Here is a 13,618-nt window from a genome sequence, read left to right as displayed (position 1 = left end):
TAGTGGCGAACTGACTGCCTTGCCGGTAGTCGAAGCTCCACGAATTTCGCTCTTATCGACGGAAGAAGACCATACATGTCGCTCTTGAAAATCGCCTCCGTGGCGTGTATCGCATTGACCCTCGGCGCCTGCCAGAGCCTGTTCCAACCCGCGTGGCGCACGCCTCTTGAAGCCACCCGCGACGCCAGCGAGCAAAGCAAGCCGGGGTGCGCCAGCGCCGATTGCCCACTGGTGAATATCGACACCGTACATTTCGCCAAGGAGCCCAAGCTGGACGCGCTGATCGAACAGCGCCTGCTGGAGATGGCTCAAACCAACGCCAGCGACCCGCTGCCGACCAGCCTGGACACTTATCGCGAGCAGTTCCTGAAGACCGCCGCCCCGCGCAACAGCATGTACTTGCAGGCCAAGGTACGCGAGCAGCATGACGGCTTGGTGATCATCGAACTGTCCAGCTACCTGGACCAGGGTGCCACCCACGGTGAGCCCGGCCGCGCCTTCATCAACTATTCGCGCCAGCAGCAAAAGGCCCTCTCGCTCACCGACATGCTGTTGCCCGGCAAGGAAGAGGCCTTCTGGAAAGCTGCCCAGGTGGCGCACAACAGCTGGCTGATCAGCACCCGCCTGAGCCTGGAGCCGGAGTTCGTGAAGAAGTATCCCTTCCAGAAAACCCCGAACGTGGCGCTGACCTACGGCGGTGTGATCCTCAAGTACCCCACCAGCACCATCGCGCCGTACGCCTTGGGCCACGTCGAGTTGCAGATCCCCTACTCGCGCCTGGAAGGCATCCTCAAGCCTGAGCTGGTGCCTGCGCGCCGCTGAAGGCGCGAGCCAGGACAAACTGCAACGACCCTGCCAGCACCAGCGCCGGCAGGGTCGCGCCGATGTCCGGATACAGGTTGGCCAGCAGGTGGTAAGTGGCGATACCCCCCAGCCAGGCCACCAATGCCGGCCAGCGCAGCCCGACAACCACCCCCTGGCCGCGACGGCGCAGGATGAAATGATCCACCAGCACCACGCCAAACAGCGGCGCAAACACCGAGCCGATCAGCAGCAGGAAGTTCTGGTACTGGGCCAACGGCGCAACGCAGGCGATCAAGGTGCAGACCACCCCGATGGCCAGCGCCAGGTGTTCGACCTTCAAGCGCACCAGCATCGCGCTGGACACCGCCGCCGAGTGAATATCGGCAAACGCGTTTTCCGACTCGTCCAACAGGATCAGCAGCAGCGGAATGCCAAGACCCGCCCCGGCCAGCGCCAACAGCAAGGCATTCACCTCACCGCTCGGCGCGAACGCCAGGGTGTAGGCCACGCCCAGGCTCATCAGCCAGACATTGCCGATAAAGAACCCCAGCGCCGTGCCACCGAATACGCTCTTCGCGCGTTTGCCGAAGCGTGAGTAATCGGCAATCAACGGCAGCCAGGACAACGGCATGGCGATGGCGATATCAAAGCCCACCGCAAACGGCAGCGAGCCGTCACCAGGCCGAGCCCAGAGTGCGGCAAGATCGGCCTTGGCAAACAGGTTCCAGGTCAGCCACAGGCAGGCGCCGAGCAGCAGCCAGATACCCCACTTGCGCAGGATCTGGCGCACGAAGGTCAACGGGCCGCTCACCGCCAGCAACGTCGCCAGACCGCCGAAGAACAGGGTCCACAGCAGCGGGTTGGCCAACACACTGCCGTCGCTGAATGCCCGCGTGCCCAGCAGGCTGGCGGCGTCGCGCATCACGATGATTTCGAAGGAGCCCCAGCCGATCAACTGCAACAGATTGAGCAGCGCCGGCAGACTCGCCCCCCTGCTGCCAAGGCTGAGCTTGAGCGCGGCCATCGCAGACAGGCCGGTGTCGCTGCCGATCACACCGACCGCGGCCAGCAGCAACACGCCGACCAGTGTGCCGAGGAAGATCGCCAACAATGAGCCCGACAGGCCCAGGCCAGGCGCCAATAAGGCGCCGGTCTGCAGGACCATCAGGCCGATGCCGAGGGAGAACCACAGGGAAAACAGGTCGCGGGCACCGAAGACGCGGTTGTCGCTCGGCACCGCGTTATCCGGGGAGTAAGTACTCGGTTGTATGTCCAAGGGTGTTATCTCTGAGGGGCACTGGTTGTTAGAAAGACTGCTTTCGCGAGCCCGCTCCCACATTTGGAATGCATTTCAAATGTGGGAGCGGGCTCGCGAAGAGGCCGGTACAGACACCTACAATCCCAATCAGACCTTTTTATACAGCTGACTGCCTTCCTGTTTGAACCGCTGCGCCTGCTCCGCCAACCCTTTGGCCACGTCCACATCCACCGCTTCAATGCGTTGGTTGGCCGCGTACTCGCGCACTTCGTGGGTCACCTTCATCGAGCAGAACTTCGGTCCACACATCGAGCAGAAGTGCGCGACCTTGGCCGATTCCTTGGGCAAGGTCTCGTCATGGAAGGCCCGCGCGGTGTCCGGGTCCAGGCCGAGGTTGAACTGGTCTTCCCAGCGAAACTCGAAGCGCGCCTTGCTCAACGCGTTGTCGCGAATCTGCGCGCCCGGATGGCCCTTGGCCAAATCCGCAGCGTGCGCCGCGATCTTGTAAGTGATGATTCCGGTTTTCACGTCATCCTTGTTCGGCAGGCCCAGGTGTTCCTTGGGCGTGACGTAGCAGAGCATGGCGCAGCCGAACCAGCCGATCATCGCCGCGCCGATGCCGGACGTGATGTGGTCGTAGCCCGGCGCAATGTCGGTGGTCAACGGGCCCAGGGTGTAAAACGGTGCCTCGTCGCAGCATTCAAGCTGTTTGTCCATGTTCTCCTTGATCAGCTGCATCGGCACATGGCCGGGGCCTTCGATCATGGTTTGCACGTCGTGCTTCCAGGCGATTTTGGTCAGCTCGCCGAGGGTTTCCAACTCGCCGAATTGCGCGGCGTCGTTGGCGTCGGCCACCGAGCCCGGGCGCAGGCCGTCGCCCAGGGAGAAGCTGACGTCGTAGGCCTTCATGATTTCGCAGATTTCTTCGAAGTGCGTGTAGGCGAAGTTTTCCTTGTGGTGCGCCAGGCACCACTTGGCCATGATCGCCCCGCCCCGGCTGACGATGCCGGTGACCCGGTTGGCGGTCAGCGGCACATAGCGCAGCAGCACGCCGGCGTGGATGGTGAAGTAATCGACGCCCTGCTCGGCCTGTTCGATCAGGGTGTCGCGGAACAGCTCCCAGGTCAGCTCCTCGGCCATGCCGTCGACTTTTTCCAGGGCCTGATAGATCGGTACGGTGCCGATCGGCACCGGCGAGTTGCGGATGATCCACTCGCGGGTTTCGTGAATATGCTTGCCGGTGGACAAGTCCATGATGTTGTCCGAACCCCAGCGAATGCCCCAGGTCATCTTCGCCACTTCTTCCTCGATGGACGAGCCGAGGGCGCTGTTGCCGATATTGCCGTTGATCTTCACCAGGAAGTTACGGCCGATGATCATCGGTTCCAGTTCGGTGTGGTTGATGTTGGCCGGGATGATCGCGCGGCCGCGGGCGATTTCCTCGCGCACGAACTCAGGGGTGATGATCTTCGGAATGCTCGCGCCAAAGCTGTGCCCGGCGTGCTGCTGCTTGAGCAGTCCGGCCGCGCGAGCTTCTTCGAGCTTCATGTTTTCGCGGATGGCGACGTATTCCATCTCCGGCGTGATGATGCCTTTGCGCGCGTAGTGCATCTGGCTGACGTTGGCGCCGGCCTTGGCGCGGCGCGGGTTCTGCAGGTGGGCGAAGCGCAGGTAGGCAAGCTCCGGGTTATCCAGGCGCTCCTGGCCATAGCGTGAACTCAGGCAGCTCAGGCGCTCGGTGTCGCCACGTTCTTCGATCCACGGCGAGCGCACGTCGGCCAGCCCTTTGCGCACGTCGATGATGACAGTGGGGTCGGTGTAAGGGCCGGACGTGTCGTAGACCACCACCGGTGCGTTGATTTCGCCGCCGAATTCGGTGGGCGTCACGTCCAGGCTGATCTGGCGCATGGGCACGCGGATATCGGGGCGCGAGCCCTGCACGTAGATCTTTTGCGAGCGGGTAAACGGCTGCACGGAGCCGGAGTCGACCTTGGCCGATTCACTCAGGTGCACGGCATTTTTTGATTTTTGGCTTTTTAGTTCGGTGCTCATCACGGGCTCTCCAACTTATCCAGGCGGTGGATTGTTGTCGGAGCGAACCTGGGACGGATGGACGCACTGATGGCAGTGCTGTGCTTTGTGCACGAGGGCGTTCGATGGTCGAACAGCATCCCGGACGAAGCACAAGAGGACTCGCCGGGTGACGAGAAATCTTGTTCCCTACGCAGGCGTTAACCTGATCAGGTTCAACGGGATCCGGTATTTACCGATCTCAGCCTTCCAACAAGGCACCCCGACAAGAACGTGGCCAGTCTAGACCATGGCGTGGGCAAATTGCCAATAACGGTGGATCAAGCGTGATGAATGGCGTAATTGCAGGATTGTTGTGCCGAGGTCGCGCCACTACACTCCAGAGCGGCCTCAAGGCTTGACGCTCTAAAAGCGCCACCGTAGCCTTGGGCGATTAATTATCAGCGTAATATTAATTCAGGGATCGCCTCATGCTGCGCAAACTCTCACTGGCCCTTGCCGTGTCTTGTGCGACCAACGGACTGGTCTGGGCAGCTGAAGCGCCCTTGTCCGTCAATACCGATCTGGTCAGCGTCTACCAGGAGGCGATGAACAACAACGCCGACCTGGCCGCCGCTCGCGCTCAATATGGCGCGCAAAAGGAAGTGGTGCCCCAGGCCCGCGCCGGCTTGCTGCCCAACCTCTCGGCCGGCGCCGACAGCAACAATGTGCGCACCCAGATCGACCAGCCAGCGGCCACTGTCAACCGTGATGCCCACTCCTGGCGCGCGACGTTGAGCCAGCCACTGTTTCGCGCCGACCGCTGGTTCCAGCTGCAGGCCGCCCATGCGGTCAACGAGCAGGCCTCGCTGCAACTCTCGGCAACCGAGCAGAACCTGATTCTGCAAAGCGCCGAAAGCTACTTCGCGGTGCTGCGCGCCCAGGACAACCTGGCCTCGACCAAAGCCGAAGAAAATGCCTTCAAGCGTCAGTTGGACCAGTCCAACGAGCGCTTCGACGTGGGCCTGTCGGACAAGACCGACGTGTTGCAATCCCAGGCCAGCTACGACACCGCGCGCGCCAACCGCATCCTCGCCCAGCGCCAGGTGGACGATGCCTTCGAGGCGCTGATCACCCTCACCAACCGCCAGTACAACGCCATCCAGGGCATCGTCCACAGCCTGCCGGTGTTGCCGCCAGTGCCAAACGACGCCAAGGCCTGGGTCGAAACCGCCGGCCGTCAGAACCTCAACCTGCTGGCCAGCAACTACGCCGTCACCGCCGCCGAAGAAACCCTGCGCCAGCGCAAGGCCGGCCACTTGCCCACGCTCGATGCGGTGGCGCAGTACGAAAAAGGTGACAACGACGCGCTAGGCTTCAGCAATCCGAACCAATTGCCTATTCCTTACGGCGGCGACGTGTCCCAGCGCACCGTCGGCCTGCGCCTGAATATCCCGCTCTACAGCGGCGGCCTTACCAGTTCGCAGGTACGCGAGTCCTACTCGCGCCTGGACCAGTCCGAACAACAGCGCGAAGGCCTGCGCCGCCAGGTGGTGGAAAACACCCGCAACCTGCACCGCGCGGTGAACACCGATGTGGAGCAGGTGCAGGCGCGCCGCCAGTCGATCATCTCCAACCAGAGCGCGGTGGAAGCCACGGAAATCGGTTACCAGGTGGGGACGCGCAATATCGTCGACGTGCTGGACTCGCAGCGCCAGCTCTATGCGTCGGTGCGCAACTACAACAACAGCCGCTATGACTACATTCTCGACAATCTGCGATTGAAGCAGGCAGCCGGCACCTTGAACCCAGGTGACCTTCAGGACCTGACCCGTTACCTCAAGGCCGACTACAACCCGGATCGCGACTTCCTGCCACCGGACCTGGCCAAAGCCGCCGCCGAACAGCTCAAGGCCCGCCCCGGGTCCTGACAACCCTCCCACAGTTTTATCGGTGCTGTGTCAGTTGATCAGCCGGCCAAGGCCATCCAGCAAACGCTGCAACGCGCCCTGGTTGGCCTGCATCACCTTGAGCCCCGCCTGCGCCATGCGGCGGGCATCCTGCGGCAACTCGAACAACTGCCGCACAGCCTCGGCCAGCCCCTCTGCATCATCCACCTCACGCAACGCCCCGGCCTCGCGCATCATCGCGCTGATCTCCAGAAAGTTGAACAGGTGCGGTCCCATGATCACCGGCAACCCCAACGCCGCCGGTTCAAGCGGATTATGCCCGCCGGTCGCTACCAGGCTGCCGCCGACAAAAGCGCTGTCGGCCAATGCATAGAGAAACAGCAGCTCGCCCATGGTATCGCCGAGCAATACGGCGGTTTGCGCCGTGACGGGCTCGTCGCTGGACCGGCGCACCGTGGCAAAACCCTGCTGCTCGCACAGCTCGAACATCGGGCCAAAGCGTTCCTGATGGCGCGGCACCAGAATCAGCAGCGCATTGGGATAGCTCTCGAGCAACTGACGATGAGCCGCGAGTACCACCGCATCCTCGCCTTCGTGGGTGCTGGCGGCGATCCATACCGGGCGCTGCGTGGCGCCCCATTGTCCACGCAGGGCCGCAGCGCGTGCCGGCAATTGCGGGTCGATGCTCAGGTCGAACTTGATCGAGCCGGTGACCTGCACCGTATCCGCTCGCGCGCCCAGGCGTCGGAAGCGTTCGGCTTCGGTGTGCGTCTGCACGGCCAACAGGCTCATCTCGGCCAGCATCGGCGCGGTGAGTCTGGCAAACCGGGCGTAGCCCTTGGCCGAACGCGCCGACAGTCGCGCATTGGCCAACGCCACCGGAATGCCGCGCCGGGCGCAGGCGTGGATATGGTTGGGCCACAATTCGGTTTCCATGATGACAGCGAGCCTGGGCTGCACGCGATCAAGAAAGCGCTTTGCCGCGCACGGCACGTCATAGGGCAGGTAGCAATGCTGGATGCGCGGCTCATTGGCAAACAGCGCCTGGATACGCTCGGAACCGGTCGGCGTCATGCAGGTGACTGTGATCGGCAACTGCGGATAACGCTCCAGCAGCCCACGAACCATGGGCGCTGCGGCAATGCTTTCGCCCACCGACACGGCATGCACCCAGATCCCGCCGGGCTGCATCGCCGGCAAGCCGAGGGAAAACCGCTCGCCCACGCGCTGTGCATAGGCCGGTGCCTTGCGTGCACGCAGCCACAGACGTAAAGCCACCAACGGCAGCGCCAGGTAAAACAGACAGCTGTAGAGAGTTCTATTCATGGCGGCGGAGTTTATCGGCTTTTTCAATAGTCAGCCTATAGAATGCCCATCCTGATAACGCCGCACGCCGAGGACTGCCCCATGAATCCCGCCTATTACTACCTGGCTATCGCCATCTGCTCGGAAGTGATCGCCACCGTGTCCATGAAAGCCATCAAGGGCTGGAGTACGCCGATCCCGCTGCTGCTGGTGATCGTGGGGTATGGCGTGGCGTTCTGGATGCTCACCCTGGTGGTGCGCACGGTGCCGGTGGGCGTGGCGTATGCCGTGTGGGCCGGAATGGGCATTGTGATGGTGAGCATCGCCGCGTTGTTTATCTACGGGCAGAAGCTCGATGTGCCGGCGATGCTGGGGATGGGCTTGATTGTGCTGGGCGTGGTGGTGATCCAGCTGTTCTCGAAAACCGCCGGGCACTGACCGCCACGCAACAGCCTGTATACTGCGCCCCTTGTCTTGAACACTGAGGTCGCCCATGCCATCCGATATTTCCACCGACGTCCTGATTGTCGGCGCCGGGGTTGCCGGCCTCTGGCTGAATGCGCGTCTGCGCCGCCAGGGCTTTTCCACGGTGGTGGTGGAAAGCGCCACCCTGGGCGGCGGGCAGAGTGTGAAATCCCAGGGGATCATTCATGGCGGTGCGAAATACGCACTGCACGGCGCGCTGACCGGCGCCTCCGAGGCAATTGCCGACATGCCGCGCCGCTGGCGCGAAGCCCTGGCCGGCAGCGGCGAGCTGGATTTGTCAGGCGTGCGCCTGCTGTCCGAGGCTCACTACCTGTGGTCCCCCGGCACACTGGCCGGTAACCTCACCAGCTTTTTCGCCAGCAAGGCCGTGCGCGGCCGGGTCGATCAGGTCAAGGGCGACGCGTTGCCACCGGCCCTGCAGGACCGCCGCTTCAAGGGCAAGGTCTATCGCCTGGCGGAACTGGTCGTCGACGTGCCCAGCCTGATCGAACGTCTGGCGCAACTGGCCGGTGACGGTCTGCTTGCCGGGCAACGCGTTGAGCCGCTGCTGGAAGGCAATGCGCTGGTGGGCCTGACGGTGGATGGCCGCCGCATCCGCGCCCAGCGCATCGTGCTGAGCGCTGGCGGCGGCACCGCCGAGCTGCTCAAGGCCCTGGGCCTGAGCGCACCGGCCATGCAAAAACGCCCGCTGCACATGATCATCGCCAAAGGCCCCGGCCTTAAACCGCTGTACGCCCACTGCCTGGGCGGCGGCACCAAGCCGCGCATCACCATCACCACCCACCCGGCCGCCGACGGCAATTGGGTGTGGTACATGGGCGGCGATATCGCCGAGGCCGACGGCGTGACACGCACCCCACAGGAACAGATCGCCACGGCGCAAAAAGAGCTTTCGCAACTGCTGCCGTGGATCGACATGAGCCAGACCCGGTGGGCCACCCTGCGCGTCGACCGTGCCGAGCCACTGCAATCCGGCCTGGTGCGCCCCGACAACGCTTTCCTCGCCGAAGAGGGGCGCCTGCTGGTGGGCTGGCCGACCAAACTGGCGCTGGCGCCTGACTTCGCTGATCGCGTCATCAACAGCCTCGAACGTGACGGCATCCGCCCTACCGCCGGCGAGCCGCTGCCCGCCCTGCCAAAACCTGCCATCGGCGTACCCGCCTGGGAGCAACTGTTGCCATGAGCCTGCCAACCCTGCACGACCTGCACCGCCCCCTCGGCAGCACCGGCCTGCTGGTCTCGCCGCTCGGCCTGGGCACCGTCAAACTCGGCCGCGACCAGGGCGTGAAGTACCCCCACGGCTTCCAGATTCCCAATGACGAAGAGGCGCGCATGTTGTTGCGCCAGGCGCGCCAGATGGGCATCAACCTGATCGACACTGCGCCAGCCTATGGCTTGAGCGAGGAGCGCCTGGGGCCTCTGCTGCGTGATCAGCGCAAGGACTGGGTGATTGTCAGCAAGGTCGGCGAAGAATTCGAGAACGGCGCCTCCCGCCACGACTTCAGCGCCGCCCACACACGCCTTTCCATCGAACGCAGCCTGAAACGCCTTGAAACGGATTTTATCGACCTGGTGCTGGTGCATTCTGACGGCAATGACCTGCACATCCTCAACGACGGCGAAGTGTATGAGACCCTGGCCGCGCTGAAAAAAGAGGGCAAGATTCGCGGTTTCGGTTTCTCCGGCAAAACCGTCGAAGGGGGCATCAAGTCCCTGGAACAGGGGGATTGCGCGATGGTCACTTACAACCTGAACGAACAATCCGAGAAAGCCGTCATTGATTATGCCGCGACCCACGGCAAGGGCATTCTGGTGAAAAAAGCCCTGGCCAGCGGGCATGCGTGCCTTGCGCCTGGAATGGATCCAATTCGTGCCAGTTTCATGTTGTTGTTTGCGCAAACGGGCGTCGCCAGTGCTATTGTCGGGACCATTAATCCGCTGCACCTGGCCCATAACGTGGCGACCGCTGCCCAGGTCATTCGTCAACTCTGATGCCGCCGACGCGGCCGACCCTGTCGCAAGAAGGAGCCGACATGCCGCGAACGCTCATAAGAAAAAACCCGAGTAATTTCAAGACCCTGCCGCTGCACGTCGAAGCCAGCCCCGAAGGCCTGAGCTACCAGAGCGTCGGCATGCCGCTCAACTTTGCGCAGACCCTGCAACGGCGCAAGCCGGTAGAGGTGGCCGACCCCGAGCGCTTCGCTCTGGAGCTGGCCAACCTGGGTGTGTCGGTGCGCCTGACGCTGCACTGGCAAAACAGGGACTATTGGGTGCTGGTGCGCCAGCGGCGCCAGGACCGTGGCGATGTGGTACTCAAGCTCATCTCAGGTTACGTGCCCGCCCATGAGCTGAACCTGCCGCTGCACACCGCCATCCAGGAAATCGCCGAGGAATGCCTGCTGGAAACACCGGAGGGCTGGCTCGGCGGACGCTTCAACGACACTTGGCTGCCGGCGCCCTACTCCGCCGCCCTGCACTATCGCGAAGCGCTGCCGTTCCGCTTGAGCCCGCTGTCCGGCGCGGCCCGCCCGGTGCGCTGCGCGACCATGCAGCTGATCGAGCGCCCACGGGCCTATGTGCACTTGCCCACGGCCTCGCTGCAATTGATCTACGACCTGCGCCTGGAAGTGCCCAAGGAGGCCAAGTCCCTGAGCCTGTTCCATGTGGACGAGCGCCTGGAAGGCGATCAACTGGTCGCGCGCCTGGACCGTCAACGCCCGGACCTGTACCTGATGCCGCTCAAGGACGGCCAGCCGTTGGCCGAGCTCTACACCTTGAAAAAAGACCAGTTGTCCCCGGCCAGCACTCGGGGCCTGTACCTGGCGGAAAGCTTCGCCCAACAGGACGGCTGGCTGGTACGCGACGAGCGGATTCGCTGGAAGGACTGGCTGCGCCAGCAAGGTCTGGCAGAGCCGGAAAAGGAATCCAAACTCAAGCGCTTGGCCAAACGAGTGCTGCGCAAGATGGTGCCAAAGAAAAAATAAGGTGAGAGCCCCCGCCAGTTCTCCGACTTGGCGCACTCGCCCAGCAAACTGACGCCTCTGTGGCGCTGCGACTTGCCCGCGGAAGCGGTGGGTCAGTCGAACTCAATGTTTGCTGGGCCGACGCCTTCGCGGGCAAGCCCGCTCCCACATTTGATCGCGTTCACACTCACCCATACCGGTCGGCTCTACGGCCGCCGCGCTTTTGCTTTTGATCTGAGGCGCCCCGTCAAACACACTGGCCGAGCCTGAGCGAGGTGCCGAGTGTTGGGGCAATGAAAAGTCGCACCGCTCGTTGCTTTGAGCATCACGCTGTGGCGAGCAGGCTTGTCCTGCGTTGGGCTTCGCAGCAGCCCCACAACCAGGCGCCGAGCCGTATCAGGTACACCGCGTTTTGCTGGATTGGGGGGGCGCTTCGCACCCCAACGCGGGGCAAGCCCGCTCGCCACAACAAGCCCGCTGGCCACAGGGATTGCGGTCAGGCGTTGAGCAAGCGCTCCAGGCCCACCTTGAGCGGGGTCGGTTCGGGCAGTTTGAAGCTGGCCAGCAACCGCTGGTTATTCGCTCGAGAATGGCGAATGTCCCCGGAGCGCGCGGGGCCATAGGTGACTGTCGGCAACGTGCCCACCACCTGCTCAAGCGCCTGCAACACCTGCTTGAGCGTGGTGGTGCGGTTCCATCCCACGTTTATCGCACCCAACGGCGCTTGCGGCGCTTCGATGGCCTGCACCAGCACATCCACCAGGTCTTCCACGTACATGAAATCACGGGTTTGCTCGCCATCGCCAAACACGGCAATCGGCGCGCCCGTTTGCGCGCGTTCGCTGAAGATACTGATCACCCCGGAGTACGGCGATGACGGATCCTGGCGCGGCCCGAACACGTTGAAGAAACGGAAGATCACCGGCTCCAGGCCATGCTGGCGGCGGTAGAAGTCAAAGTAATGTTCACCGGCCAGCTTGTCCGAGGCATAGGGCGTCAGCGGCGCCTTGGTGGTCTCTTCGTCAATCGAAGCACCCTCGCCGTTGTTGCCGTACACCGCCGCGCTGGAGGCAAACACCACGCGCTTCACCCCGGCCTTGCGCATGGCTTCGCAGACATTCAGCGTGCCGACAAAATTGCTCTGGTGCGTGCCCACCGGGTCGTCCACCGACGCCTGCACCGAGGCCACTGCGGCCAGGTGCACCACAGCGCTTACGCCAACGGCGGCCTGGGCGACCTGCTCGGCGTCGGCCACATCGCCTTCCAGCAGTTGCAACCGTGGGTTGTCCAGCGGCAGGTTGCTGCGTTTGCCGGTGGACAGATTATCCAGCACCCGCACCGCGTAGCCCTTGGCGAGCAACGCGTCGACCAGATGCGAGCCGATAAAACCCGCGCCACCGGTAATCAATACGCAAGCGTCACTCATGGCTGCGGATCTTCTCGACGATAGCGGTGGTCGAGCTGTTCTCGACCAGGCCCAGCACTTTGACCTTGCCGCCATAGGCACTGACGATATCGGCACCCACGACCTGATCGACCGAATAGTCGCCGCCCTTGACCAGCACATCCGGCTTGACCTGGGCCAACAGGTTTTCCGGGGTGCCTTCCGAGAAGCTGATCACCCAGTCCACCGCACCCAGGCCGGCCAGCACGGCCATGCGCCGGTCGACGCTATTGATCGGCCGGCCCGGGCCTTTGAGACGGCTCACAGAGGCATCGTCGTTCACCGCAACAATCAGACGGTCGCCCTGGGCGCGCGCCTGCTCAAGGTAGGTCACGTGACCGGCGTGCAGGATGTCGAAACAGCCGTTGGTGAACACGATGCTTTCGTTGTGCGCGCGCGCGTCATCGATGGCCAGCAGCAATTGCTCGATGGTCAGCACGCCACGCTCGGAGCCTTCGGAGCGCTGGATGGCGCGGCGCAGCTCAGGTGCGCTGATCGCCGCCGTACCCAGTTTACCGACCACGATGCCGGCCGCCAGGTTGGCCAGGGCCACCGCGTGGGGCAATTCTTCGCCGGCGGCAATGGACGCCGCCAGGGTGGAAATCACCGTGTCGCCTGCGCCGGTGACGTCGAACACTTCACGGGCTCGCGCGGGCAAGTGCATGGCCGGATGGTGGGGGCGCAGCAGGGTCATGCCGTGCTCGCCACGAGTCACCAGCAAGGCCCCCAGGTCGAGGTCGGCCATCAGCGCCGCGCCCTTGGTCACCAGGTCGTGTTCATCGACGCATCCGCCAACAATGGCTTCGAACTCGCTCAGGTTCGGCGTGATCAGGCTGGCGCCCCGATAGATCGAGAAGTCCTTGCCCTTGGGATCGGCCAATACCGGGATGCCCCTGGCCTTGGCGGCCTGTATCAGCATCTGGTGGTTCTGCAACGCGCCTTTGCCGTAGTCGGAGAGCACCAGCACCTTGATGCCCTCGAGCAGCGCCTCGACCTGACCGCTGAGGGCCAGGGCGTCGGTGGCGAAGGGTTCTTCGAAATCGATACGCAGCAATTGCTGATGACGGCTCATCACGCGCAGTTTGACGGTGGTCGGCTGATGGGCAATGCGCTGGAACACCGCACGCACCCCGGCACCGCGCAGGCTGTTGGCCAGGCTGTCGGCGGCTTCGTCGTCGCCGGTCACGCCTACAAGGGAGGCCGGGGCGCCGAGGGCGGCAATATTGAGGGCAACGTTGGCAGCGCCGCCCGGACGGTCTTCGATTTGCTCGACCTTGACCACCGGCACCGGCGCCTCAGGGGAAATCCGTGAGGTTCCGCCATGCCAGTAACGGTCGAGCATGACATCGCCGACCACCAAGACAGGGGCTTGATCGAATCGCGGCATGGACAACTTCATGGAGCAACCCACTACAAAATGAACAGGGGCGCGATATTA

General features: G+C 63.4%; 11 protein-coding genes and 1 riboswitch. Of the genes, 6 read left to right on the top strand and 5 right to left on the bottom strand.

The annotated features are described in order from the left end of the window. The first annotated feature begins 75 nt into the window (after positions 1–75). On the top strand, positions 76–822 hold the full coding sequence (locus H045_RS23340; RefSeq protein ID WP_015373620.1) for an RsiV family protein: 747 nt from the start codon (positions 76–78) through the stop codon (positions 820–822). Here H045_RS23340 and cytX read toward each other — a convergent pair. Continuing rightward, a complete protein-coding gene (gene cytX / locus H045_RS23335) occupies positions 791–2,080 on the bottom strand; it encodes a putative hydroxymethylpyrimidine transporter CytX (RefSeq protein ID WP_041931565.1) in 1,290 nt (429 codons plus the stop codon). The genes H045_RS23340 and cytX overlap by 32 nt on opposite strands. A gap of 129 nt (positions 2,081–2,209) precedes the next feature. Continuing rightward, positions 2,210–4,114, bottom strand: a complete 1,905-nt coding sequence (gene thiC, locus H045_RS23330; protein WP_003236291.1) for a phosphomethylpyrimidine synthase ThiC — start codon at positions 4,112–4,114, stop codon at positions 2,210–2,212. A gap of 148 nt (positions 4,115–4,262) precedes the next feature. Then, a riboswitch (TPP riboswitch) is annotated at positions 4,263–4,368 on the bottom strand. A 195-nt stretch (positions 4,369–4,563) separates the two neighbouring features. Between thiC and H045_RS23325 the strand changes: the two genes are divergently transcribed. Then, complete coding sequence (locus H045_RS23325; RefSeq protein ID WP_015373618.1) at positions 4,564–6,003, top strand: TolC family outer membrane protein; 1,440 nt, start codon at positions 4,564–4,566, stop codon at positions 6,001–6,003. A 30-nt stretch (positions 6,004–6,033) separates the two neighbouring features. Here H045_RS23325 and waaA read toward each other — a convergent pair whose 3' ends face one another. Then, the gene (waaA, locus tag H045_RS23320) at positions 6,034–7,308 is read right to left on the bottom strand and encodes a lipid IV(A) 3-deoxy-D-manno-octulosonic acid transferase (RefSeq protein ID WP_015373617.1); all 1,275 of its coding nucleotides are present in this window, start codon (positions 7,306–7,308) and stop codon (positions 6,034–6,036) included. Between the two features lie 81 nt (positions 7,309–7,389). Between waaA and H045_RS23315 the strand changes: the two genes are divergently transcribed. The 4 genes from H045_RS23315 to H045_RS23300 are packed head-to-tail and all read left to right on the top strand — an operon-like array spanning position 7,390 to position 10,757. Further along, positions 7,390–7,725, top strand: coding sequence for a DMT family transporter (locus H045_RS23315; protein WP_003236297.1), 336 nt, complete (start codon positions 7,390–7,392; stop codon positions 7,723–7,725). Positions 7,726–7,780: 55 nt separating this feature from the next. Continuing rightward, on the top strand, positions 7,781–8,956 hold the full coding sequence (locus H045_RS23310; RefSeq protein ID WP_015373616.1) for an NAD(P)/FAD-dependent oxidoreductase: 1,176 nt from the start codon (positions 7,781–7,783) through the stop codon (positions 8,954–8,956). Further along, positions 8,953–9,765 (top strand): aldo/keto reductase, encoded by an 813-nt coding sequence (locus H045_RS23305; protein ID WP_015373615.1) that lies wholly within the window; start codon positions 8,953–8,955, stop codon positions 9,763–9,765. The genes H045_RS23310 and H045_RS23305 overlap by 4 nt, the downstream gene beginning before the upstream one ends. Before the next feature lie 41 nt (positions 9,766–9,806). Further along, positions 9,807–10,757, top strand: coding sequence for a hypothetical protein (locus H045_RS23300; RefSeq protein WP_003236303.1), 951 nt, complete (start codon positions 9,807–9,809; stop codon positions 10,755–10,757). Between the two features lie 475 nt (positions 10,758–11,232). On the opposite strand, the gene H045_RS23295 is transcribed toward H045_RS23300, so the two are convergent. Both H045_RS23295 and hldE read right to left on the bottom strand, forming a co-directional pair. Next, positions 11,233–12,162, bottom strand: coding sequence for an NAD-dependent epimerase/dehydratase family protein (locus H045_RS23295; protein ID WP_003237177.1), 930 nt, complete (start codon positions 12,160–12,162; stop codon positions 11,233–11,235). Further along, entirely contained in the window at positions 12,155–13,579 is a 1,425-nt protein-coding gene (gene hldE / locus H045_RS23290) for a bifunctional D-glycero-beta-D-manno-heptose-7-phosphate kinase/D-glycero-beta-D-manno-heptose 1-phosphate adenylyltransferase HldE (RefSeq protein WP_003237179.1), read from the bottom strand. The genes H045_RS23295 and hldE overlap by 8 nt, the downstream gene beginning before the upstream one ends. Positions 13,580–13,618 lie beyond the last annotated feature (39 nt).

Origin of the sequence: Pseudomonas poae RE*1-1-14 (assembly GCF_000336465.1) — a bacterium.
GTDB lineage: Bacteria > Pseudomonadota > Gammaproteobacteria > Pseudomonadales > Pseudomonadaceae > Aquipseudomonas > Aquipseudomonas poae.
This window is presented reverse-complemented; position numbering and strand designations above follow the sequence as displayed.